This window comes from Butyricicoccus sp. Marseille-Q5471, assembly GCF_951230135.1.
In the GTDB taxonomy this organism is placed as follows: domain Bacteria; phylum Bacillota; class Clostridia; order Oscillospirales; family Butyricicoccaceae; genus Agathobaculum.
The window spans coordinates 114,043-136,589 of record NZ_CATNVC010000005.1 but is presented as its reverse complement, the minus strand read 5'-3'; the positions used below and the strand labels follow the sequence as shown (position 1 = coordinate 136,589).

Annotated in this window: 21 protein-coding genes; 14 read left to right on the top strand and 7 right to left on the bottom strand. The window is 57.5% G+C overall.

The window, feature by feature from the left end; translation table 11 throughout:
• Window positions 1-191 precede the first annotated feature (191 nt).
• The 12 genes from glgA to QOX26_RS08015 all read left to right on the top strand — a co-directional run bounded on the left by glgA (window position 192) and on the right by QOX26_RS08015 (window position 15,025).
• Window positions 192-1,625 carry a glycogen synthase GlgA gene (gene glgA, locus QOX26_RS08070; protein ID WP_283674465.1) on the top strand — a complete coding sequence of 478 codons (1,434 nt, stop codon included), beginning with the start codon at window positions 192-194 and terminating at the stop codon, window positions 1,623-1,625.
• A gap of 40 nt (window positions 1,626-1,665) precedes the next feature.
• On the top strand, window positions 1,666-4,113 hold the full coding sequence (locus tag QOX26_RS08065) for a glycogen/starch/alpha-glucan phosphorylase (protein WP_283674464.1): 2,448 nt from the start codon (window positions 1,666-1,668) through the stop codon (window positions 4,111-4,113).
• Between the two features lie 186 nt (window positions 4,114-4,299).
• Window positions 4,300-6,207 (top strand): glycoside hydrolase family 13 protein, encoded by a 1,908-nt coding sequence (locus QOX26_RS08060; RefSeq protein ID WP_283674463.1) that lies wholly within the window; start codon window positions 4,300-4,302, stop codon window positions 6,205-6,207.
• A 22-nt stretch (window positions 6,208-6,229) separates the two neighbouring features.
• Window positions 6,230-6,769: an NUDIX domain-containing protein gene (locus tag QOX26_RS08055; RefSeq protein WP_283674462.1), complete on the top strand. Its 540-nt coding sequence runs from the start codon at window positions 6,230-6,232 to the stop codon at window positions 6,767-6,769.
• A gap of 33 nt (window positions 6,770-6,802) precedes the next feature.
• Complete coding sequence (locus tag QOX26_RS08050) at window positions 6,803-7,498, top strand: response regulator (RefSeq protein WP_283674461.1); 696 nt, start codon at window positions 6,803-6,805, stop codon at window positions 7,496-7,498.
• Window positions 7,499-7,501: 3 nt separating this feature from the next.
• Window positions 7,502-9,283 carry an ATP-binding protein gene (locus tag QOX26_RS08045; protein ID WP_283674460.1) on the top strand — a complete coding sequence of 594 codons (1,782 nt, stop codon included), beginning with the start codon at window positions 7,502-7,504 and terminating at the stop codon, window positions 9,281-9,283.
• A complete protein-coding gene (locus QOX26_RS08040; protein WP_283674459.1) occupies window positions 9,280-10,587 on the top strand; it encodes a hypothetical protein in 1,308 nt (435 codons plus the stop codon). The genes QOX26_RS08045 and QOX26_RS08040 overlap by 4 nt, the downstream gene beginning before the upstream one ends.
• A gap of 27 nt (window positions 10,588-10,614) precedes the next feature.
• Complete coding sequence (locus QOX26_RS08035; RefSeq protein WP_283674458.1) at window positions 10,615-11,430, top strand: hypothetical protein; 816 nt, start codon at window positions 10,615-10,617, stop codon at window positions 11,428-11,430.
• 164 nt (window positions 11,431-11,594) lie between these two features.
• Entirely contained in the window at window positions 11,595-12,890 is a 1,296-nt protein-coding gene (locus QOX26_RS08030) for a UDP-N-acetylglucosamine 1-carboxyvinyltransferase (protein WP_283674457.1), read from the top strand.
• Between the two features lie 71 nt (window positions 12,891-12,961).
• Window positions 12,962-13,771, top strand: coding sequence for an MBL fold metallo-hydrolase (locus tag QOX26_RS08025; RefSeq protein WP_283674456.1), 810 nt, complete (start codon window positions 12,962-12,964; stop codon window positions 13,769-13,771).
• Window positions 13,753-14,235, top strand: a complete 483-nt coding sequence (rlmH, locus tag QOX26_RS08020; protein ID WP_283674455.1) for a 23S rRNA (pseudouridine(1915)-N(3))-methyltransferase RlmH — start codon at window positions 13,753-13,755, stop codon at window positions 14,233-14,235. The genes QOX26_RS08025 and rlmH overlap by 19 nt, the downstream gene beginning before the upstream one ends.
• A 1-nt stretch (window position 14,236) precedes the next feature.
• Window positions 14,237-15,025 carry an esterase/lipase family protein gene (locus tag QOX26_RS08015; RefSeq protein ID WP_283674454.1) on the top strand — a complete coding sequence of 263 codons (789 nt, stop codon included), beginning with the start codon at window positions 14,237-14,239 and terminating at the stop codon, window positions 15,023-15,025.
• A gap of 64 nt (window positions 15,026-15,089) precedes the next feature.
• Here the strand turns inward: QOX26_RS08015 and QOX26_RS08010 are convergent, their stop codons facing one another.
• From QOX26_RS08010 to ylxM, 7 genes are all read right to left on the bottom strand, one after another.
• A complete protein-coding gene (locus QOX26_RS08010) occupies window positions 15,090-16,031 on the bottom strand; it encodes a 1-phosphofructokinase family hexose kinase (protein ID WP_283674453.1) in 942 nt (313 codons plus the stop codon).
• 115 nt (window positions 16,032-16,146) lie between these two features.
• Window positions 16,147-16,881: a tRNA (guanosine(37)-N1)-methyltransferase TrmD gene (trmD, locus tag QOX26_RS08005; protein WP_283674452.1), complete on the bottom strand. Its 735-nt coding sequence runs from the start codon at window positions 16,879-16,881 to the stop codon at window positions 16,147-16,149.
• The gene (gene rimM, locus QOX26_RS08000; RefSeq protein ID WP_283674451.1) at window positions 16,878-17,384 is read right to left on the bottom strand and encodes a ribosome maturation factor RimM; all 507 of its coding nucleotides are present in this window, start codon (window positions 17,382-17,384) and stop codon (window positions 16,878-16,880) included. The genes trmD and rimM overlap by 4 nt, the downstream gene beginning before the upstream one ends.
• 59 nt (window positions 17,385-17,443) lie before the next feature.
• Complete coding sequence (locus QOX26_RS07995) at window positions 17,444-17,674, bottom strand: KH domain-containing protein (protein ID WP_054327418.1); 231 nt, start codon at window positions 17,672-17,674, stop codon at window positions 17,444-17,446.
• A 20-nt stretch (window positions 17,675-17,694) separates the two neighbouring features.
• Entirely contained in the window at window positions 17,695-17,934 is a 240-nt protein-coding gene (gene rpsP / locus QOX26_RS07990) for a 30S ribosomal protein S16 (RefSeq protein WP_283674450.1), read from the bottom strand.
• Between the two features lie 61 nt (window positions 17,935-17,995).
• Entirely contained in the window at window positions 17,996-19,357 is a 1,362-nt protein-coding gene (ffh, locus tag QOX26_RS07985; RefSeq protein ID WP_283674449.1) for a signal recognition particle protein, read from the bottom strand.
• A 10-nt stretch (window positions 19,358-19,367) separates the two neighbouring features.
• Complete coding sequence (gene ylxM / locus QOX26_RS07980; RefSeq protein ID WP_283674448.1) at window positions 19,368-19,730, bottom strand: YlxM family DNA-binding protein; 363 nt, start codon at window positions 19,728-19,730, stop codon at window positions 19,368-19,370.
• A gap of 279 nt (window positions 19,731-20,009) precedes the next feature.
• On the opposite strand from ylxM, the gene yfmF reads away from it, so the two are divergent.
• Both yfmF and yfmH read left to right on the top strand, forming a co-directional pair.
• A complete protein-coding gene (gene yfmF, locus QOX26_RS07975) occupies window positions 20,010-21,281 on the top strand; it encodes an EF-P 5-aminopentanol modification-associated protein YfmF (protein WP_283674447.1) in 1,272 nt (423 codons plus the stop codon).
• On the top strand, window positions 21,278-22,540 hold the full coding sequence (gene yfmH / locus QOX26_RS07970; protein ID WP_283674446.1) for an EF-P 5-aminopentanol modification-associated protein YfmH: 1,263 nt from the start codon (window positions 21,278-21,280) through the stop codon (window positions 22,538-22,540). Before yfmF ends, yfmH begins: the two co-directional genes overlap by 4 nt.
• Window positions 22,541-22,547 lie beyond the last annotated feature (7 nt).

The window sequence follows — 22,547 nt, the reverse complement described above, 5'->3', positions numbered from 1 at the left end:
ACGGCTTGCAAAAATCGACACGTTCGGTGTCAATTTATCGGCGGAACAAAGCAAAATGTTCGTTGAAAATTACCCTGTTGCCGGAAGGAAGAATTTAGTACAATTAAGATGACCACGCAGAAATGCGTTCGTGAGAAGCATAAAAGCGGGAGGATTCCCGCTTTTGTGCCGATTAAGGAGGTTGGGGCTTTATGAAGATTATGTACGTCACAAGTGAGTGCGCGCCGTTTGTCAAAACGGGGGGCTTGGGGGACGTTGCGGGCTCGCTGCCCAAAGCGCTTGCCGCAAAGGGGCACGATGTGCGTGTGTTTTGCCCACTGTATTCAGCGATTGATTCGGCGTTTACCGAAAAGTTTACGCACCTGAAAAACGCCTATGTGCGTCTGGGCTGGCGCAATCAATACTGCGGCGTGCAGGAGTATCAGGCGGACGGCGTTACGTTCTATTTCATTGACAACGAGTATTATTTCTCCCGCACCCAGATTTACGGCGAGTACGACGATGCCGAGCGCTTCGCGTACTTCTCCAAGTCGGTGCTGGAGGTGCTGCCCGACCTCGACTGGAAGCCGGATGTCATCAACTGCAACGACTGGCAGACCGCGCTGGTTCCCGTGTATTACAACCTGATGTTCGCCTCGCGTCCGTTTTACGATGGCATCAAAACAGTGTTTACCATCCATAACATCCAGTATCAGGGACAGTACGGCCGCGAAATTCTCGAATATGTGCTTGGCATTGACGATGCGCATTTCCGTTCGGGCTTTATGGCGATGGATGGGGACGTCAACCTGATGAAGGCTGCAATCGTCGCTGCAAGCGCAGTGACCACGGTATCTCCGTCCTATGCCGAGGAAATTAAGACCGAGTATTATGGCTACCGGCTCGACAGCGTGCTGCGCATGAACAGTCATAAGCTGCACGGTATTCTCAACGGTATCGACGTGGATCTCTTTAATCCCATGAATGATTCTAAAATCTTCAAGAATTACGGTCCGCGCAACCCGCAGGGCAAGCTGGTCAACAAGCTCAAGCTGCTTGAGCTGTGCGGTTTGGAGGGAGACGAAAACACCCCGGTCATCGGCATGGTTACCCGCTTTGTCGATCAAAAGGGTCTGGATCTCGTTGAAGCAGTGCTGCATCAGATGCTTGAGGACGATGTGCGGCTGATTGTACTGGGCAAGGGCGACTGGCGCTATGAGCAGATGTTCCTTGAGGCCAAGCGGCTGTATCCGGCGAAGATTTCGGCTTCGATTATGTTCTCGGGCGATTTGGCCAACCGCATCTATGCCGGTTCGGATATGTTCCTCATGCCGTCCAAGTTTGAGCCCTGCGGCCTTGCGCAGATGATTGCGCTGCGCTACGGCAGCATCCCGATTGTGCGCGAAACCGGCGGCCTGAAGGACACGGTGCAGGCCTTTGTCGACTACACGGGCGCGGGCAACGGCTTTTCGTTTGCCAGCTATAACGCGCACGACATGCTGCACGTGATTCGTGAGGCCTGCGGTGTATTCCGTTACAACAAGGACGGCTGGAAGAAGCTTGTGCTGCAGGGGATGAAGTCAGATTTCAGCTGGGGCACCTCGGCTGACCGGTACATAGAGGTTTACCAGTCCGTCATTGGATAAAAGGAGACCGCAAGCAATATTTTAGTGAGGAGAAAGAACCATGCCAAGAAAGAATTTCACCAAAAATGCTCTCAAGGAGGCAATCTCCGGCAAGCTGAAGCGGCATTTCGGCCGCGAGGTTGAGGATGCCTCCAAGGAGCAGGTATACGAAGCCTGTGCGCTTGTTGTCCGTGATGCGCTGACCGAGCACATGATCCAAACACAAAATGAGGTAGAGCGGGGCGGCGAACGACAGGTACACTATTTGTGCATGGAATTTCTCGTCGGCCGCAGTCTGCGAAACAACGCATACAACCTGGGCATGCTGCCTGCACTGACCGCGGCGCTTTCCGAAATGGGCTATGAAATGGCCGATATCTTTGAGGAAGAAGCCGATCCGGGTCTGGGCAACGGCGGTCTGGGCCGTCTTGCCGCCTGCTATATGGACGGCATGGCCACCACAGGTGTGCGCGGCACCGGCTATTCCATCCGCTATGAGCACGGCATTTTCAAGCAGAAGATTGAGGACGGCAAGCAGGTAGAGCTGCCCGACTCATGGCTGGCCTCGGGTGATGTGTGGCACATCCCCGCACTTGACGATACCCGCGAGGTCAAAATCGGCGGCACAATCAACAGCTATTTCAACGATCAGGGCAAAATGGTGGTTGAGTATCACGATTATACGCCCGTGCTCGCTGTGCCGTACGATATGCCGATTTCGGGCTATGACACCGACAATATCGCCCGTCTGCGCCTGTGGGAGGCAAAGAGCCCGATTGCGCTCGATATGAAGCTGTTCTCCTCGGGCGAGTACCTCAAGGCGGTGGAGAAGCATGCGCTGGCGGAGACCATCTCGATGGTGCTCTATCCGGAGGATAACCACCGTGAGGGACAGTCGCTTCGTCTCAAGCAGCAGTATTTCCTTGTTTCCGCAACGCTGCAGGACATTTGCGCCAAGCATATGCAGCAGTTCGGCACGATGGCAAACTTTGCCCACAAGCACGTGCTGCACATCAACGATACCCACCCGACGCTCGTCATTCCCGAGCTGATGCGCATTTTGATGGACGACCACGATATGTCGTGGGAGCAGGCGTGGAATGTGGTCAGCCAAGCGGTTGCCTATACCAACCACACCGTCATGCCCGAGGCGCTCGAGTGCTGGCCGGTTTCGCTGATGCAGGAGCTGATGCCCCGCATCATGCAGATTATTTATGAAATCAACGAACGCTTCTGCAAGCAGCTGTGGGATTACTTCCCGAATGATTTCCAGAAAATCTCCAAGCTGGCCATTGTTTCGGACAATGTTGTGCGCATGGCGAACCTTGCCATTGCAGGCTCGTTCTCGGTTAACGGCGTGTCCGCGCTGCATTCCGAGATTCTCAAGGAGCGTGTGTTCAACGATTTCTATACCATTTTCCCGGCAAAGTTCCGCAATGTCACCAACGGCATTGCGCACCGCCGGTGGCTGTGTGAGGCCAACCCCGCGCTGACTGAGTTGATTTCTGAAAAAATCGGCACAGGCTTCATCAAGCATCCGTCTGAGCTCAAGGTGCTCGAGAGTATGGGTGAGGATAAGGCGCTGCTCATACGGTTGGGCGAGATCAAGCGTGCAAACAAGCAGCGTCTGGCGGATTATATCAAGGAGCACAACGGCATCGAGGTCAATATGGACTCGATTTTCGACGTGCAGGTCAAGCGTCTGCATGAATATAAGCGCCAGATGCTGAATATCCTTCATATTATCTCGCTCTACCATAAGCTCAAGGACGATCCGAATATGGATTTTGTGCCGCGCACCTACATTTTCGGCTCAAAGGCCGCACCCGGCTATGCGGTAGCCAAAAAGACCATTCAGCTCATTAATTCCATTGCGAATATGATTAATAACGATCCCGCCATCGGCGACAAGCTCAAGGTCGTGTTCATTGAGGATTACAAGGTTTCGCTCGCCGAAATCATCATGCCGGCCGCCGAGGTGTCCGAGCAGATTTCGATTGCAGGCAAAGAAGCCTCGGGCACGGGCAACATGAAGTTCATGATGAACGGTGCGCTCACCATCGGCACGATGGACGGTGCGAACGTTGAAATCTGTGAAGCCGTCGGCGTGGAGAATATCTTTATCTTCGGCATGGAAACGCCTGAGGCAGAGGCACTGGCAGCGTCCGGCTCGTACAACCCGATGCCGATTTATAACGATAACCACACCATTAAGCGCGTCATTGACCATATCATTGCAGGCTTTGGCGACGGCGTTGACTATACCGACATTGCAAACCTGCTGCTGCACGGCGGCAATGGCGGCCCGGCTGACCGCTACATGATTCTCAAGGATTTCGATTCCTACGCAGCCGCGCAGGAGCGCGTCGGCCAGATGTACCGCCGTCCCGAGAATTGGAACTACATGTCGCTGATGAACATCGCCAATTCCGGCCGCTTTGCGTCCGACCGCTCGATTGCCGAGTATGCGCAGAATATCTGGCGCGTCAAAACCAACTTCGCATTCTAATTGGATTTTGCCAAGGGCGTCCGGATCAACATCCGGACGCCCTTGCGTTGGTTTTGCGCAAAGGATATGGCGAGAAAAGTCGGTTAATACCGGCGAATATGGGTGCTTTTGGCGGTTATGGTTTACCGCAGGGGCGGTGTGTGCTATACTGTAAACAGAGTATTGTTGTGATTTGGGGGAACTATTTTGAAAGCAATTCCCAACTGCATGTATCATTCCCGTAACCAGCTTTGCAAAACGCCTTACGGCGCGGTGGCGGCCGGTCAGATGATTGTGTTCTCCGCCTACCCCGAGCGTGAGCGCGGCACCGAACGGATCCTGCTCTGGATCGGGCGGGACGGAGAGGAGCCGGATGCCATCCCCATGCGCTGGCATGGGCTTGCCGGTTCGCGCGATCGATACAGCGTTAACTATACCCCGGAAACACCGGGCCTGTACTGGTATTATTTCACGCTCGATACGGCGGACGGCCCGCGCTATGTGGTGCGCGGCTACGGCGGATGCTGTGAGATTGATGATACACTGCGTGACCGTTACCAGCTGACCGTGTACGACGGCAGCTACAAAAGCCCGGCATGGTTTGGCGAGGGCGTGACCTACAACATCTTTCCCGACCGCTTCTGCCGTGACCGTGCACCCGTTCAGCCGGAAGGCGAAGGCGTGGCTGAGCGCGTGCTGCACCAAAACTGGGACGATACGCCGGTGTATCAGCCGGATTCAAACGGCGAAATTCTAAATAACGACTTTTTCGGCGGCACGCTGCGCGGCATTCTCCAAAAGCTGGACTATCTGGAGAGCCTGTACGTGCGCACGATTTATCTGAACCCTATTTTTCAGGCCTATTCCAACCACCGTTACGACACGGGTGACTATAAGCGCATCGACCCGCTGCTCGGCTGCGAAAAGGATTTTCGGGAGCTGTGCGCACAGGCCGCAAAGCGCGGCATGCGCATCGTGCTCGACGGCGTGTTCAACCATACCGGTTACGATAGCCGCTATTTTAACGCCCGCGGCCGCTATCAGGGCGAGGGGGCATATCAGTCGCAGCAGTCGCCCTATTACGATTGGTACGATTTTCAGCAGTGGCCGGACAAATACTCCTCCTGGTGGGGCATTTACACGCTGCCCCAGACCAATGAGACGAACGAGAGCTATCTGAGCTATATCATCGACGACGCGGACAGCGTCGTGCGGCGCTGGCTGCGGCTCGGCGCGTCGGGCTGGCGGCTGGACGTGGCAGACGAACTGCCTGACTCCTTCATTGCCCGCCTGAATGCCGCCGCGCGGCGCGAAAAGCCGGATGCGGTCATCATCGGCGAGGTCTGGGAGGACGCATCCAACAAAATTGCCTATTCCGAGCGCCGCCGCTATTTCCAGGGCGGCGAGCTCGACAGTGTGATGAATTATCCGCTGCGGGACGCTATTTTGGCGTATCTGGGCGGCGGCACGGCCGAGCATTTCGCTGAAACAATGGAATGCATCCGGGAAAACTATCCGCACGATGTGTTTTACAGTCTGATGAACGTCATCGGCACGCATGATACCCCGCGCGCCCTGACCGTGCTCGGCATCACGCAGGAGGAATGGAAGCTGTCCCGCGAGGAACGCGCCGCCTTCACACTGCCGCCGGAGCGGATTGAGAGCGCACGCAGGCGCCTGAAGCTTGCAGCTGTGCTGCAGTTTACCATGCCGGGGTCACCGACCATTTACTATGGGGATGAGGTCGGACTGCAAGGGTTTGAAGACCCGTTTAACCGCCGTACCTTCCCGTGGGAGCGGGAGGATCGCGACCTGCTTGCATTTTACCGCCGCCTGTGCATGCTGCGCGCCGAAAGCGAAACCCTTGCTAAGGGTGAACTGCGCTTTCTGCGGTCAAACGGCAGCCTGCTGCGCTATGAACGCAGGACGGCACATGCGCGTCTGGTCATCATGGTCAACCGCGGGCATCAGGAGGTCAAGGCACATGTTGACGCGCTCTATGCGGTCGACATGATTGACGGCTTCAAGGAATTCACGGAAACCGACAGCCGCGGTCTGCGCGTGACTGTGCCGCCCGAAACGGCATTGATTCTGCGCTGCGGCGGCACACTGTAACAGCAAAAGGGAGACGAAAATGATGGATATGACCGAAAAACAGCTTTCGGCTGCATATTTCTTTGAGGGAAAAATCATGAAGGCACGGCTCGATGAGGTGCTGCTGCCCAATGGCAAAACCGCCCCGCGCGAGGTGTGCGAGCATGTCGGCGGCGTCGGCGTGCTGCCGCTTGACCGGGATGGCAACGTGATTCTCGTGCGCCAGTTCCGCTATCCGTACGGAACCGAACTGCTTGAAATTCCGGCGGGCAAGCTGGACCACGGCACGGAGGACTATGCCGCCTGCGGCGCGCGTGAGCTGAAGGAGGAGACTGGCTGCACGGCCGAGCAGCTGATTCCGCTCGGCGCACAGTATCCTTCGCCGGGCTTTTTGACCGAGGTCGTGCATCTTTATGCCGCGATCGGCTTGACCGAGGGCGAGACCTGCCCGGATGAGGATGAGTTCGTCGAAACCGTGCGCCTGCCGATTGCCGAGGTGGAGCGCATGATTGCGGACGATGAAATCAGGGACGCAAAAACCGTGGTCGCAATGTACCGCGCGCGTCTCAAAGGACTGTTTTGACACCGCTGACCGGACAAGGAGGCGTTTTTACCGATGGATAAAAAGATACTGGTGGTCGAGGATGAAAAGGCCATCGCCGATATTCTGGTGTTCAACCTGCAGCGCGAGGGCTACGGCACGATTGTCGCCTACGACGGCGCAGAGGGACTGTCGCAGGCACTCAGCGCATCGCCCGACCTGATCCTGCTGGACGTTATGCTGCCCGCCATGAATGGCTTTGAGGTCTGCCGCCGCGTGCGCGAACAGTTTGACACCCCGATTATCATGCTGACCGCCCGCGAGGAGGAGACCGATAAGGTCATGGGACTCGAGCTCGGCGCGGACGATTATATCACCAAGCCCTTCTCTATGCGCGAGCTGATGGCACGCGTGAAGGCGAATATGCGCCGCACCCTGCCCAGTGAGGAACGTGCCGAAAAGCCTGCCGTGCAGCAGGGCGGTGGTTTGCGCGTGTCGCCCGAAAATGGTATGGTCTATAAAAACGGACGCGCGCTCGAGCTTTCCGCGCGTGAATTTGACATTCTGTGCTTTCTGTCCGCCACCCCGGGCAAGGTTTTTTCCCGCGAGGAGCTGATGGAAAAGGTCTGGGGGTATGAGTATTACGGCGACCTGCGCGCGGTGGACGTTGCGATTCGCCGGCTGCGGGAAAAGGTGGAGGATCAACCCGCCAGTCCGCGTCACATCATGACCAAGCGCGGCATGGGTTATTATTATTCGGACGGAGAGTAAGCGATGTTTCGATCGTTACACATGAAGCTGGTGCTCATTCTGGTGCTGCTGATCGTTTCGATTATGGCGGTTGTCGGCACTTTTTTGATTAACGGCGTCAACACCTTTTACCTCGATAACTTTTACGATCAGATTGCCGGCACCTTTGGCACGAGTGAGGAAAGCAGCATCGTGCCTACGCTTGAGGAGGCTGCGGAGAAAAACGGTGAGCAGGGCCTGATGGACGTGCTCAGTGCGCTTGCGCCCAAACTGGGCATCAACGACTACCGCAACTATTATATTCTGAGCGGCGAAGGCTACTTTATGGCCGGTTCGAACGTGCCGCTCGGTGCGGAGCTGGAGCGGACAAGCAATGTCATTGCCGCGATGGCGGGCAACGTGGGCGACCGCTCTTCCGCCGTCGGCAGAGTAATGGACTTCGCGGTGCCGATTGACGGCGGGGATCAGCAGTATATCATTTATATCGTGGACGACAAGCGCGAAATCTCTGACCTGTCGGGGCGGTTCCTTCAAATCGTCATGCAGGCCATGATGTTCGGTCTGCTTGCCGCAATTCTGTTGTCGTTTCTGCTGTCTAAAACCATCACCACGCCGATTGAACGCATCACAGAGGGTGCGCAGTCGATTGCGGAGGGAAATTTCGATCAAAAGCTGGGCGTACAGTCGACCGACGAAATCGGTGAGCTGACCGAATCGTTTAACGACATGGCGCGGCAGCTGAAAAATACAGTCGGTGAGGTGCAGGGCGAGCGCGACAAGCTGAGTACCCTGTTTCTGCACATGACCGACGGCGTGGCCGCCTTTTCGACCGACGGCACGCTCATCCACATGAACCCCGCGACCGAGAACCTGCTTGGCGTGCGGTTTGAGCACAGCCTGACCTTTGACGAGATGTTTGCCGACCTCGACATGCCCGAAAACGACGAAAGCGCGGTGCGCAGCTTTATGACGAGCGAGATTACGCGCTTTGGCCGCGTGCTTTCAATCACACTCGCGCCCTACGGCGCACTTGACGGCGAGGGCGGCGTCATTGCCGTCATCCACGATGTGACCGAGCAGCGCAAGCTGGACGAGGCACGGCGCGAATTTGTCGCGAATGTTTCGCATGAGCTGCGCACCCCGCTGACCAACATCCGCTCCTATACCGAAACCCTGTATGACGCGGTGGGTGAGCTGCCGATTGAAACGGAAAAGCAGTTCCTCGGTGTCATCGGCAGCGAGTCCGAGCGCATGGCGCGCATCGTGACGGATTTGCTGACGCTGTCCCGTCTGGATTACGGCCGCATGGATTTGCGCATGACGCGCTTTAAACTGGCCGATATGCTCCGAAACGTCGCCAACGCGATGAAGCTGACCGCTGAGGACAGCGGCCACGAGCTGCTTGTCGACACGCCGGACAAGCTGCCCGAACTGATGGGCGACCGCGAGCGACTGGAGCAGGTTGTTGTCAACATCCTGTCTAACGCGGTCAAGTACACGCCTGCAGGCGGTCATATCCGGCTGTCTGCCCGTGAGATTTCGGGCGAGCGGGTGCGCATTATGGTCGAGGACGATGGCGTCGGTATTCCGCAGGAGGATGTGCCGCGCCTGTTTGAGCGCTTTTACCGCGTGGACAAGGCCAGAAGCCGTGAGGCGGGCGGCACAGGTCTCGGTCTTGCGATTGCCAAGGAGATTGTGCAGCAGCATGAGGGCAGGATTACACTCGCCAGCGAGTACGGAAAGGGCACGACGGTCAGCATCATCCTGCCGCTCGGCCTGACGCCGGACGCGGAGGAGAAACAATGAGCGCGGGGCGCGGCGCGGTGACCAACACCGCCAAGAATGTCGCGCTGGTCGCGCTGGTGGTGCTGCTTGCCATACAGTGCGTAGCCATCTGGCTGAACGGACTGAATATTGCGCAGCTGTCGGCGGACAGCATGCTCCGGCGCGTGCACGACCAGCTCTTCGGCGGTGCGGTGGGCTATGAGCTGCGTGCATCGGGTGTTGCGGCGGCCGAACCGGCGCAAATCGCGCTGCGTGCAGAGGGCGAAATGCGCGCGGTGCAGTATAATCCTTCGGAGGTGGATGCCGGCATACAGGCGGCAACCGACCTGTTTGGCAGTGCGTTTTCTGCCGCAGGCACCTTTCACGAGAGTGATGAGGATGCACTGAATGCCGCGCTTGCCGAGGGCGACTGTGCAGTGCTGCGCTATCACGGCGCGATACCGGTCGGCATTCTGGCAGGCTGGATGGGCGGCTCGTGCAGTAGCGATCTATCTGCGCAGAGCGTGCTGCTGTTTCGAGATACCAATCAAATTTTTGTGCGTACGGACACGGGTGCGCTGCAAGTAGCGTCAACCCGCGTGGAGGATGGAGTGTTCAGCCGCGCTGTGCGCCAGTTTCACGGCGTTGCATGCACGTTTTCGGGAACGGAGTATACGGTTTATCCGGAAACTCTGCTGTTTGAGCGTGAGGCACTGTCGTTCGACCTGATTCAGAGCGTGCCGTTGCACCTGTTCGACCCGCAGGGCGACAGCAGCCTGCAAACGCTGCTTTCCGCCTTTGGCTACACGCCGTATGCCCGGTCCTATCCCGAGCAGAACGGCGCGGTGACAGTCTATGTCAACGATGCGAGCACGCTGCGCGTGGCGGAGGATGGCACGGTGGAGTACAGCGCTTCGGTGGGCGGCACGCTCACGGCCTATGACAAGGGCGAGGCGGATGGTGTCGAAGCACGCGGCGCACAGATTGACTGTGCCCGCGTGGTACTGGATGCGGCGCTGCGTGCGATCGGTGTGGAAACGCAGGCCACGCTGTACAGCGTCGGTGAGCAGGACGGCATGACGCGGCTTGTGTTTTATCAAAGCTACGGCGGCGTGCCGGTGCTGGATGAAACGGATTTTGCAAGCTTCGTGTTTGACGGCGGGACGCTGCTTTCGGCGCGCGTGGCACTTCGGCGTTTTGAGACCGTGACGCCGGCGCAGCGGCGCACCGTGCTGCCCGCGCGGCAGGCCGCCGCCGGAGCGGACGGAACGCGCCGCGCTCTGCTTGTTGCCTACCGGCAGGGAGACGACGGCCTTTACCGTCCCGAACGCTTTTTTATGAAATGATTTTTGAAATAGGAGGTATGCCCGGACATGCAATGGGACAAGGTTAAAAATATCCTGATTGTGATATTGCTTGCGGTCAATTTGTTCATGCTGGGCAATCTCGCCCTGAAATCCTATAATGACCACCACCGCGCGGTCGAATTGCGGCGCGATGTGCAGACGCTGCTCGAAGCGCGCGGCATCGCGCTTGACGACGGGTTTGTGCTGCCGGATGATTTGGTGCTGCCGCAGCTTTCCGTCGACCGCAGCCGTACGGAGGAGGAGCAGGTCGCGTTTGCCATGCTGGGTACCGACGCTGCGCGCAGTGAGGATGATGAGGGCAATGTTCGTTATGAAAGCACGCGCGGCATGGTCACCTGGAGCGGTGACGGCACTGTGCAGGGCAGCATTCGGCAGGACGAGGGCGTGCCGGCCGATGATCGCGAAGCACTGCGCCGTGCGCGGCAGCTGTTTGAACGCTGGGGGCTGAAGCCGGGAGACGGAACAATTGAGGTCGTGGAGCACAGCATTGCCACGCTGTCCGGCCCGGTAGCCGGCATGGCCGTGCACAACCGCCATTTGACGCTGTTCTTCGGTGAGGACGGCACGGTGCAGCTGACCGGCTACTGGAGTTTCGGCGTGCCGTACACGCTTGCGAGCGAAACCGGGGTGAGCTGTTCGGCGGCCGATGCGCTGCTTGCTTTTGTCGCGGAGCACCCTGAAGTAAAGAACGTTTACGGCATGGATTTGGGCTATCGCCTGCTGACAGACTCGAGCCGCCGCCTGCAATTGGTGCCGACTTGGAAAATCAAAACAGATTCGATAGATTTCTTGGTGGATTGTGCCAAAAAAACGACAATTTAGTCTGGGAAACGAAAATATCTTTGCAATTCGATAATCTTGTGGTAAAATATATCCGTGAGATTTTGCGCTGGCTGCACCAACCGCGCCGCGCTACATAAGATGAAGATAAGGGAAGAATCGCGGCGCATGCGCCGCGCGACGTAATAGTGAGGAGTAGGTAGGCTTTGACCAAATATGTAATCAACGGCGGCAAGACCCTGAATGGTGAGGTCACCATTTCGGGCGCAAAGAACGCGGCGGTGGCAATCGTACCCGCGGCGCTGCTGGCCGACGGTCCGGTACGCATCGAAAACGTGCCCAAGATCATTGATGTGACGCTGCAGCTTGAGATTATGCGCGAGCTGGGCGCACAGATCCGTCTGGTGAATGCAACCACGGTTGAGATCGAAAATGCCAACAAGCCCAGCCTGAAGCCGCACGAGCTGGAACGCAAGCTGCGTGCATCCTATTACCTGCTCGGCGTACTGCTGAGCAAATACGGCTTTGCAGAGGTCGCCATGCCGGGCGGCTGCAATTTCGGCGGCGTGCGCCCGATCGATCAGCACATCAAGGGCTTTGAAGCCCTCGGCGCTACCGTTACGCTGCCCAAGGGCGGTTACATCCGCGCGGAAGCACCGGCGGAAGGTCTGCACGGCGCGCATATCTACTTTGACGTGGTAACCGTCGGCGCGACGATGAACGTCATGCTTGCAGCTGTGCTCGCCAAGGGACAGACCATTCTGGAAAACTGCGCAAAAGAGCCGCATATCGTCGATCTCGCGAACTTTTTGAATGCCATGGGCGCAGACGTCAAGGGCGCGGGCACTGATGTCATCAAGATTCGCGGTGTGGAAAAACTGCGCGGCGGCAGCTACTCCATCATTCCCGACCAGATCGAAGCCGGCACATTTATGGCGGCTGTTGCTGCGTGCGGCGGCTCTGTACTGGTCAAGAATGTCATTCCCAAGCATTTGGAGTGCATCACGGCAAAGCTCAAGGAAATGAGCGTTGAAATCACCGAATTTGACGATTCGGTGCTGGTTCGCCGTGTTGGACCGATTACCAAAACCAACATAAAAACTCTGCCCTATCCCGGATTCCCGACCGACATGCAGCCGCAGATGACGACCGCGCTGTGTCTTGCCGAAGGCACCAGCATCGTGACTGAGGGCGTGTGGGACAGCCGCTATCGCTATGCGGAGGAACTGGTGCGCATGGGCGCGAACATCCGGGTCGACGGCAAGATTGCCGTAGTCGAAGGCGTTAAGGAGTTTAAGGGCGCGCCGGTGCGCGCACATGACCTGCGCGCGGGCGCGGCCATGGTCATTGCCGGTCTTGCGGCCAAGGGCGTGACCGAGGTCGAGCAGGTGCAGAACATCGAGCGCGGCTATGAGACATTGGTCGAGAAGTTTGTAGCACTGGGTGCGGATATGTATCGTTCCGAAATTCCGGACGGCAACGCAATCCCGGCGGCCAACTAAAACAGAGAGCAGCAGGGCGGGGGAAGGCTTCCCTCGCCCTTTTACCGTACATAAAAGGAGTTTTCAAAATCATGGAGCAGCGTTTTTATTACAGCATCGCAAGCGGCTCATCGGGCAACTGTGGTCTGTACGTGGCGGGGGATACCGCCGTGCTGATTGATCTGGGGGTGTCTCTGCGCAGAATTACGACCGCGCTCGCCGGACTGGGTCTCACGCTCGACCGCATCGCGGGTGTGCTGATTACCCATGAGCACATCGACCATGTGAAGGGACTGGATATGTTCCTGAAAAAATCGTCTGCACCCATCTATGCTTCGCGTGAGACGGCGCTTGCGCTGTCGATCAAAAACCCGGCCTCGCAGGGTCGCGTGACCGTATTTCAGGCGGGTGAGGACTTTGCGGTTGGTGCAATCGGCGTGCACGCGTTTGAAACCCCGCACGACGCGGCGCAGAGCGTGGGCTACGTGCTCTCGCATGAGGGTCGCCGCTTTGGGTTTGCGACCGACTTGGGCTTTGTCCCGGTTGACATTGCGGACAGGCTGCGCGGCTGCGACACGGTTGTGCTCGAGAGCAACCACGATCCGCATATGCTGCAGGCAGGGCCGTATCCGTATCCGCTCAAGCAGCGCGTGGCCGGGCCGAATGGGCATCTTTCCAATCCGGATTGCGCGATTTGCGCGGCAGATTTGGTGAAAAACGGCACGAAAACGCTGATTTTGGCGCACCTGAGTGAGAAAAACAACATGCCGGAGCTGGCGCTGCAGCAAACCAAGTCGGCTGTGCGCGGTCTTGCGCCCTGCCGCATCATCGTTGCGCCCAAGGGGCATATGGAAGCGCCGATTCTGCTGGAGGAGGGTGAGCAATGCTGTCTGTTCGACTGATTTGCGTGGGCAAGCTCGGCGAAAAATTCTGGGCGCAGGCCGCTGCTGAGTACGAAAAGCGACTGGGCGGATACTGCAAACTGGAAATTTTGGAGCTGCCCGAGCAGCGGCTGCCGCAAACGCCCTCACAGGGGGAGATTGACGCGGCGCTCAAAAAGGAAAGTGAACTGATTGCGGCTAAAATCCCGTCGGGCGCGGCGGTAATCGCTATGTGCGTCGAGGGCAAGCCGATGTCGTCTGAGCAGCTGGCCGATTATGTGTCCGACCTGACGGTGCGCGGCACAAGCCGGCTGTGCGTGCTCATCGGCGGCTCATGCGGCATGGAGGAGAGCATCAAGCAGCGGGCAAACCTGCGGCTTTCCATGTCGCCCATGACCTTCCCGCACCATCTCGCGCGTGTTATGGTGCTCGAGCAGCTGTACCGTGCGCTCAATATTGTGGGCGGCGGCAAGTACCACAAGTGATATGGCAGGGGCATACTGTAAAACCAAATATCCGATTCTGCTGGTGCACGGCCTGAACGTCTGCGATGGGGAACGCGGGCGATATTGGGGGCGGGTGCCTGATTTCCTGCGCGCGAACGGTGCAGTGCTCTACTTTGGCGGGCAGGACGCTTGGGGCGGCATTGAGAAAAACGCACTGGTTCTGCGTGACCGGGTTCAGCAAATGCTGCGCGAGCAGGGGTGTGACCGCGTCAATATCATCGCGCACTCCAAGGGCGGTCTGGAGGCGCGGTATCTGATTTCATCGCTTGGTATGGGACGGCACGTGGCCTCTCTTTCGATGATTGCAACGCCCAATCGCGGCTCGCATATCGCGCGCGTGCTTCTGCGCCGCGCCTATCCGGCAGTCTGGGTGTGGGGCACGTGCAACAACGAGTACTGGCGCAGAAAGGGCGATGAGAATCCGGACTTTTTCCGCGTCGCCGAGCAGCTCACGCCGGCATATCTGGAGCGCTTTAACCGCGACAATCCGGATGCAAACTGTGTATATTACCAGAGCTGGGGCGCAGTGCTTGGAAAAAGCCGCTCCGATCCTGCCATGGCGGCGTGCCGTGCGGCAGCCTACGCGGTGCAGGGGGAGAGTGATGGGCTCGTGTCGCCTGCATCGGCTCGATGGGGCGTGTATCGCGGCACGCTTGCGGGTGTGAGCCATCAGGAGCTGACCGACGTATTGGAGCACGACCTGCCGTACTTCCATGTCCGCAGGTTTTATGCACAGCTTGTGCATGAATTGGGGATCAAGGGATTTTGACAGACAACCTGAAAAAGGCTGGTATCGGCGAACCGATACCAGCCTTTTTGCAGCTATGTAGCTGTTACAGCACGTAAACCTCAGTGGTTTCGTACACTTCATAGACCTTTTTGAGCGTTGCCATCTCCGTGCCTGCAATCCGCGCGGATGCGCGGCTCGCGGCGACAGCATAGCGCGCCATTTCGTCAAATTTCAGACCCTTATGCATAGAGTTTGCAATCGCGCCGACCATTGCGTCGCCCGTACCGACCGCGCCTTCATCATAAATCTTGGGGTTGCAGTTGCAGTACAGGGACTCAGGCTCGTTTTTGGCAACCAGAACGGCGCCTTCTTGCGAGATCGAGACACAGACCGCCTTTGCGCCCATATCGAGCATTTTGCGTGCGGAAACCACGACGACCTCGGGATCGACCGAAGGCTTTTCGCCGACAGCCTCAGCAAGCTCGAAAATATTGGGCTTGATGAAGTCCGGCTCAAACTCGAGCGCAGCAAGCAGCATTTCGCCCTGCGCGTCGATAATCAGCTTGCAGCCGGCTTTTTTGATCGTCTTGCAAAGCTTGCGATAGTTCTTCATCGGGAATTCGGGCGGGCACGAACCGGCCAGCACGAAAATGTTTCCCTCGTCCAGATATTGATCCATCCGGTCAAGCAGACGGAGAAAATCGGCATCGTCCAGCTTCGAACCAGGTTCGTTGACCTCGGTATGGCCGCCCTGCGCGTCGATAATCTGGGTGTTGACACGGGTCTGGCCCATCAGGTCGACGAAGTCATGGTGAATGTCGGCCGAGGTCAGCGCATCCTTCATGATGCGGCCGTTGGTGCCGGCGCAGAAGCCCAGCGCAACGCTGTCCCCGCCCAGAGCCTTGATCGCGCGGGATACATTGATGCCTTTGCCGCCGGGTTCAAGGTGAGACGAGGTCGCGCGGTTGAGTTTGCCGACGACGAGCGGCTGCTCAATACGCAGCGTGCGGTCGAGCGCGGTGTTAAGCGTTATCGTAATAATCATGGGAGCATCCCTCCTGATTGCTTGAAACAGTATACTTATATTTTACAAAATTAAAGAGAGCTTGTAAATGCTTTTCTGCAAACAATCGGACAAACAAAAGAAAACCCGGCGGCTGTTAACCGTCGGGTTGTTCAATTTTGTCCAGAAGTTTCCGGTCGCGCTTGTCCGCGGGGGTGAACTGCGCGAACAGGTCGGGGCGGTCGGCCTTAGTGCGGCGCAGGCTCATTTCACGCCGCCAGCTTTCGATATTGAGATGGTGGCCGGAGAGCAGCACCTCAGGCACGGCGCGGCCGCGCCAGTTTTCCGGACGGGTATAGTGCGGATGCTCCAGCAGTCCGTCCCAATGGCTTTCGGCGGTGAAGGCATCCTCGTCAGGCAGTACGCCCGGCACCATGCGGCAGACCGCGTCGGCCACTGCCATCGCCGGAATCTCACCGCCGGTCAGCACAAAGTCACCGATGGAGATTTCTTCGTCGACGCACTCGTCGATAAACCGTTGGTCGATGCCTTCATAGTGGCCGCAAACCAGAATAAAGCGTTCCTTCGCAAGTAAATCGCGCGCCTTCTGTTGGTCAAACGGCTTGCCCTGCGCAGACAAAAACACCGTGTGCACCTTTTCGCCGCCGCAGAGTGCCTGATGGCACAGATACAGCGGCTCTGCCAGCATGACCTGCCCGCGTCCGCCGCCGTAGGGGGCGTCGTCCGCCTTGCGGTGCTTGTCTAGCGCGTAGTCGCGGATGTTGGTCGCGCGCACCTCGACCAGACCCTTGTCCTGTGCGCGGCCGATGATGCTCTCCCGCATGACGGCTTCAATCATCTCGGGGAACAGGGTCATGATGTCGATTCTCATAGCAGACCCTCGATGGTCTCCACGTAAATCACGCCGGCTTCCATGTCAATTCTCTTGAGGAAGGGCTTGATGGCCGGAATATAAATCAGTCGGTTGTCCGCGCTCTTGATCTCGTACATATCATGCGCCGGGTTCGAGGTCAGCACATCCTGCACCAGTCCGATCATGCTGTCCGAGCGCAGGTCGTATACCTTGAAGCCCAGAATATCCTGAATGAACACCAAATCCTCAGGCAGCTCGGCGTCTGCGCGGTCCAGGAGCAGTACACGGTTCTTGAGCGCCTCGGCGGCCTCCATTGTATCCACACCTTGAAGGTGCATCACGACAATGTCGCCCTTGTGCACAAAGGCTTTTTCCACGGTTATGGGCGTGTTTTCGTCCAGATAGAGTGTGTCAAAATCGCACAGCACCTCGGGACTGTCGCACCAGCTCTGCACGCGCAGGTCGCCGCGTACGCCGTGGGTGCTCACAATTTTGCCGGCTTCTAAAAATTTCTTCTGCATAGGGTTATCCTCCGAAATGATATGAAAAACGACCTGTATGATACAGGTCGTTTGGCGTTTTAGTCGAGAATATCGACAGTGACGCGCTTGTTTTCGCGATTGCCTGCCGCTTTCATGAGTGTGCGGATTTCCTTCGCGATGCGGCCGTGACGACCGATGACGCGGCCCATGTCCCCCGGCGCTACGCGCAGGGAGTAGGTGACATTATCGCCGTCGATCTCCTCGGTGATGGCAATCGCATCCGGCTCGGAAACCAGATTTTTGACAATGTAGGTCAATAACTCTTTCATTTCGACAACCTCACTCATACTCACAGCACGCCGGCCTTCTTCAGGATGCCGCGGACAGTGTCAGTCGGCTGCGCACCGTTCTTGATCCACGCCTGAGCACGCTCAGCGTCGACCGCGATAGTAGCGGGGTCGTTCAGCGGGTTGTACGTGCCGATTTCTTCGATGAAACGGCCGTCACGCGGGTAACGGGAATCAGCAACGACGATGCGGTAGAAGGGAGCCTTCTTCGCGCCCAGACGACGCAGTCTGATCTTTACCATTCTATATTCACCTCCTGTATCTAAACTCTCTATTGTAAACTTGAAATTTACAAACAATGCATTAAAACGGCAGCTTCAGACCGCCTAGACCGCCAAAGCCGCGGCGCTTTTTCTTGCCCTTGGATTTTGCCATGCCGGTCAGCTGTTTGGTCATCTTCTGCATGGATTCAAACTGCTTGAGCAGCTTGTTGACCTCCTCAACCGTCAGACCGCAGCCGGCGGCGATGCGCTTTTTGCGGGAGAAATTGATGACGCTCGGGTTGTCCCTTTCCTTGGGGGTCATGGACTGGATGATGGCCTCGGTATGCGCCATCTGCTTTTCGTCAATCTTTGCTCCGGCCAAGGCCTTGGCATCCACACCCGGCAGCATGCCGAGCATTTCCTCCATCGAGCCCATATTTTTCATCTGCTGGAGCTGATCGTAAAAATCGGTTAAGGTCAGCTTGCCGGTTGCCATCTTTTTGGCGGTTTCGGCAGCCTGCTTTTGATCGAAGTTCTGCTGCGCCTTTTCAATCAGCGTCAGCACGTCGCCCATGCCGAGGATGCGGCTAGCCATGCGGTCGGGGTGGAACGGCTCGATATCGCCGAGCTTTTCGCCCGTGCCGATGAATTTAATCGGCTTACCGGTTACGGCCTTGACCGAAAGCGCCGCGCCGCCGCGTGCATCGCCGTCCATCTTGGACATCAGCACGCCGTCGATGCCGAGGGCTTCGTCAAAGGTTTGGGAAACGTTCACCGCGTCCTGACCGGTCATCGCGTCAACGACGAGGATGATTTCGGTGGGGTTTACGGTCTTTTTGATGTTTTTCAGCTCGTCCATCAGCTTTTCGTCGATGTGCAGACGGCCTGCGGTGTCAAGGAACACCAAATCAAAGCCGTTCTTCTTGGCGAAGTCGATGCCGTGCTTTGCGATTTCGACCGGGTCGCCCTGGCCTTCATCAAATACGCGGATGTCCAGCTGGCGGCCGACAACCTTCAGCTGTTCAATCGCGGCGGGACGGTATACGTCACACGCGACGAGCAGGGGGCGGCGCTGCTGCTGCTTGCGCAGCAGACCGGCAAGCTTGGCGCAGTTGGTGGTTTTACCCGCACCCTGCAGACCAGCCATCATGACAATCGTCGGCGGGTTGGGGGCAATGGTCAGCCGGGCGTTTTGCCCGCCGAGCAGCGCGGTCAACTCTTCGTTTACGATTTTGATGACCTGCTGAGCGGGAGAGAGGCTTTCAAGAATTTCAGCGTCGGTCGCCTTTTCGGTGACGGACTTTACAAAATCCTTCGCAACCTTGAAGTTGACGTCTGCTTCGAGCAGCGCCATGCGGATTTCGCGCATGGCCTCCTTAACGTCAGCCTCGGACAGGCGGCCCTTGCTTCTGAGGTTTTTGAAAGCGGATGAAATTTTAGTAGTCAGGCCTTCAAATGCCATAGCAAACTCCTTATCGAAGCTGTGTGAGCAGCTGCGTCAGCCGGTCGGCGATGTCACCGAGGGCGGCGGAGTGCAGCGTATCTTCATTGAGGGTGCGCAGGGCTTCGACCTCGCGGGCGATGCCGTCGGCGCATTTTTCCGTGTCGCCGTAGCGGGCGACCAGACCGAGCTTTGTTTCCATCTCGCGCAGCGTGTGTTCGGCGCGCTTGACGCCGTCCCGCACGCCTTGGCGGGTGATGCCGACATGCTCGGCAATCTCGGTCAGGGAAAGATCTTCGTTATAGTATAGATCAAACAGCTCGCGCTGGTTTTGGGTCAGCGTTTCACCGTAGAAGTCGAACAGCAGGCTCATTTCGAGCGGTTTGCTTGTCATGTTCGGCCTCCTTCTTTGCCTGTAAAGCTAGAAGCCTTTACATCGAATGTGATTATCATACCGTATCGGGCGGCGCTTGTCAAGGGTAAAAAACGGTTTTTTGGATAAAATAAAAAGCAGAACAGGGGGAAAGCGTTTGGTGTTGGTGTATTTGGGGCATTCTTCCGAGATACAGACCCCATGCGTGTTCATCAAATGTTCAATTGCGCGCCTATTCATTTAATGATATAATAACTTCTAAGAAAAATTATCCACGAAACGAGGCATTCTATGCAACAAGTGACGAGAAAAAAACTCGGCGCGGGAATCGGTTTAACCTGTGTCACCACGCCGAAGTTTAAGCGTGCCGTGCTGCGCGCGGCGCTCGTGCTGCCCCTTGGCGGGCCGGATGCGGCGCTGCGGGCGGCGCTTCCGCATGTGCTGCGGCGGGGAACGGTGCGTCTGCCTGACCTGCGCGCATTCGGTGCAGCACTCGATGAGATGTATGGCGCACGGATTGAAGCCATGGTGAGCAAGGAAGGCGACAACCTTGTTATCGGCTTTTTGTCCGATGTGATTGACGAAAAATACGCGTCGGGCGCAGAGGGATTGACGGAGCGCGTCGTTCGCCTGCTGGCTGACCTGCTGTATGACCCCTATGTGCAGGACGGCGTGTTCAGTCCGGATTATACGGCGGGCGAGCGCGTTAACCTGATGGATCGCATCGCGGCGCAGAAAAACGATCCGCGTGCCTACGCGCCCAAGCGCCTGACCGAGCTGATGTGCGAGGGCGAAGCCTTCGGACAAAGCGTGCTCGGCACTGCCGCACAGGCCGAGCGTATCACGGAGCAAAAGCTGTTTGCTGCCTATCAGCGCGCGCTCAGCGAGGGGCGAATGGAGCTGTTTTACTGCGGCACCATGCCGCCGGATACCATTGAAGAGCTGTTTTTGAAAGCGCTGCCCGAGCGCAGAACGGACAACCTCTATGCCCCGCACACCGAAGTGGTCGCACAGCCCAAGAATGAGGTGCGTGAGGTGACCGAGGAACTGCCGGTCACACAAGGCAAGCTGTCGATGGGCTTCCGCACGGGCGGCAACAGCCTGACGGGCGGCGATCCGCTGGCCTATTGGATGTTTCAGGTGCTGTACGGCGGCTCGACGAGCGCCAAGCTCTTCCTGAACGTGCGCGAGAAGCTGTCGCTCTGCTACTATGCAAGCGCGCAGTTTATTTCGGCCAAGGGACTGATGATTGTAAATTCCGGCATTGAAAATGATAAATATGAGGTAACAAAGCGTGAAATTCTGCATCAGTTGCAGCTTTGCAGGGATGGCGATATTTCGGCAGACGAGATTGAGAACGCCCGCCGCACGCTCATCAGCGCATGGCGCGCCATGCTTGACGAGCCGGTTCAATTGGAGCGCTATTGGCTTGCACAGGCGATTGCGGGCACGATGACGCAGCCGGAGGAGCGCATCGAAGCCGTACAAACGGTCACGCAGGAGCGCGTGATTGCTGCGGCAAACGCAACCGCGCTGGACACCGTGTACTTCCTGAAAGGGGTGGGCAAATGAGCAAGACGTATTCCGCCCTGCATGAACGCATGGAGAGCCGCGTGCTCGAAAACGGCCTGCGTGTCAGCTATATCCCGAAGGAGGGCTTTTCCAAGACCTTTGCCGTGCTTGCAACCGACTTTGGCTCGGTTGACGCTTCGTTTACGCTTGACGGCAAGCGATATGACACCCCCGCGGGTGTAGCACATTTTCTGGAGCACAAGATGTTTGAGGACGAGGACGGCAATGCGCTGCAAAAGTTTTCCGAAACGGGCGCAAGCCCAAATGCCTTCACCAGTCAGACGATGACGGCCTACTATTTCTCCTGCACCGAACAGTTTGAGCGCAATCTTGAAATTCTGCTCAAATTTGTGTTCACGCCCTATTTCACCGAGGAAAACGTGGAAAAGGAACGCGGCATCATCGGGCAGGAAATCGGCATGATGGAGGATACGCCCGGCTGGCAGGCCTATGTGGGCCTGTTCGAGGGTCTGTTTGCCGAGCATCCGGTGCGCGTGTCCATCGCGGGCAGTGTGGACAGCATCGCGCAGATCACACCCGAAACGTTATACACCTGTCACAAGGCGTTTTACTCGCCGAGTAACATGGCGCTTGTCGTGTGCGGTCAAGCGGATTTTGATGCGGTCTGCCAAATGGCGGAGCGGCTGTCACCCCGCGTGCCGACCGTTATCGGTGAGCGGCATTACGGCAAGCGCCGTCAAACCGTGCACCAGAGTCTGGTCAAGCGCAGCATGCAGGTATCGCAGCCGCAGTTCTTGCTCGGCTTTAAGGATGACCCGCTGCGTGAGGGCGAAAGCCGCCTGCGCCGCAATCTGCTGGGCGAGCTCGCCGTGCGCGTGCTCTGTGGTGATACCGCGCCGCTATACAGCGAGCTGTATGAAAAGCACCTGATTAACCGCTATTTTGAAACCGACTACGCCATCATTCCCGAGGGCGCGAATGTGGTCATGGGCGGCGAGAGCCGCGATCCCGAAGCTGCGCGGGAAGCAATTGAGCGCGAGGTTGCGCGTTTGGCGCGTGAGGGTGTGGATAAAAAGCTGTTCAGCCGCATGAAAAAAGCGGTCTACGGCCTGCGCCTGCGTGTCCTCGACCAGCCGGAGGAGCTGACGCGCGCGCAGATTGAAGCCGTGTTCGGCGGCGAGGATTATCTTGACTTTGCCGCGCTTTACGACACGATTGAGGCCTCCGACGTGCAGCACATGTTTGCACGCTGGATGCAGCCGAATCGTTCGACCATGTCGGTCATCGAACCGAAATAATTTGACA

Excerpts from the sequence above, each read along its gene's own strand:
- yfmH (WP_283674446.1), top strand. The coding sequence starts at position 21,278 with ATGAGCAAGACGTATTCCGCCCTGCATGAACGCATGGAGAGCCGCGTG.
- trmD (WP_283674452.1), bottom strand. The coding sequence starts at position 16,881 with ATGAGAATCGACATCATGACCCTGTTCCCCGAGATGATTGAAGCCGTC.
- rlmH (WP_283674455.1), top strand. The coding sequence starts at position 13,753 with ATGCTGTCTGTTCGACTGATTTGCGTGGGCAAGCTCGGCGAAAAATTC.
- ffh (WP_283674449.1), bottom strand. The coding sequence starts at position 19,357 with ATGGCATTTGAAGGCCTGACTACTAAAATTTCATCCGCTTTCAAAAAC.
- QOX26_RS07995 (WP_054327418.1), bottom strand. The coding sequence starts at position 17,674 with ATGAAAGAGTTATTGACCTACATTGTCAAAAATCTGGTTTCCGAGCCG.
- QOX26_RS08040 (WP_283674459.1), top strand. The coding sequence starts at position 9,280 with ATGAGCGCGGGGCGCGGCGCGGTGACCAACACCGCCAAGAATGTCGCG.
- QOX26_RS08015 (WP_283674454.1), top strand. The coding sequence starts at position 14,237 with ATGGCAGGGGCATACTGTAAAACCAAATATCCGATTCTGCTGGTGCAC.
- QOX26_RS08025 (WP_283674456.1), top strand. The coding sequence starts at position 12,962 with ATGGAGCAGCGTTTTTATTACAGCATCGCAAGCGGCTCATCGGGCAAC.
- QOX26_RS08010 (WP_283674453.1), bottom strand. The coding sequence starts at position 16,031 with ATGATTATTACGATAACGCTTAACACCGCGCTCGACCGCACGCTGCGT.
- QOX26_RS08035 (WP_283674458.1), top strand. The coding sequence starts at position 10,615 with ATGCAATGGGACAAGGTTAAAAATATCCTGATTGTGATATTGCTTGCG.
- QOX26_RS08045 (WP_283674460.1), top strand. The coding sequence starts at position 7,502 with ATGTTTCGATCGTTACACATGAAGCTGGTGCTCATTCTGGTGCTGCTG.
- QOX26_RS08050 (WP_283674461.1), top strand. The coding sequence starts at position 6,803 with ATGGATAAAAAGATACTGGTGGTCGAGGATGAAAAGGCCATCGCCGAT.
- QOX26_RS08055 (WP_283674462.1), top strand. The coding sequence starts at position 6,230 with ATGGATATGACCGAAAAACAGCTTTCGGCTGCATATTTCTTTGAGGGA.
- QOX26_RS08065 (WP_283674464.1), top strand. The coding sequence starts at position 1,666 with ATGCCAAGAAAGAATTTCACCAAAAATGCTCTCAAGGAGGCAATCTCC.
- rpsP (WP_283674450.1), bottom strand. The coding sequence starts at position 17,934 with ATGGTAAAGATCAGACTGCGTCGTCTGGGCGCGAAGAAGGCTCCCTTC.
- ylxM (WP_283674448.1), bottom strand. The coding sequence starts at position 19,730 with ATGACAAGCAAACCGCTCGAAATGAGCCTGCTGTTCGACTTCTACGGT.
- rimM (WP_283674451.1), bottom strand. The coding sequence starts at position 17,384 with ATGCAGAAGAAATTTTTAGAAGCCGGCAAAATTGTGAGCACCCACGGC.
- glgA (WP_283674465.1), top strand. The coding sequence starts at position 192 with ATGAAGATTATGTACGTCACAAGTGAGTGCGCGCCGTTTGTCAAAACG.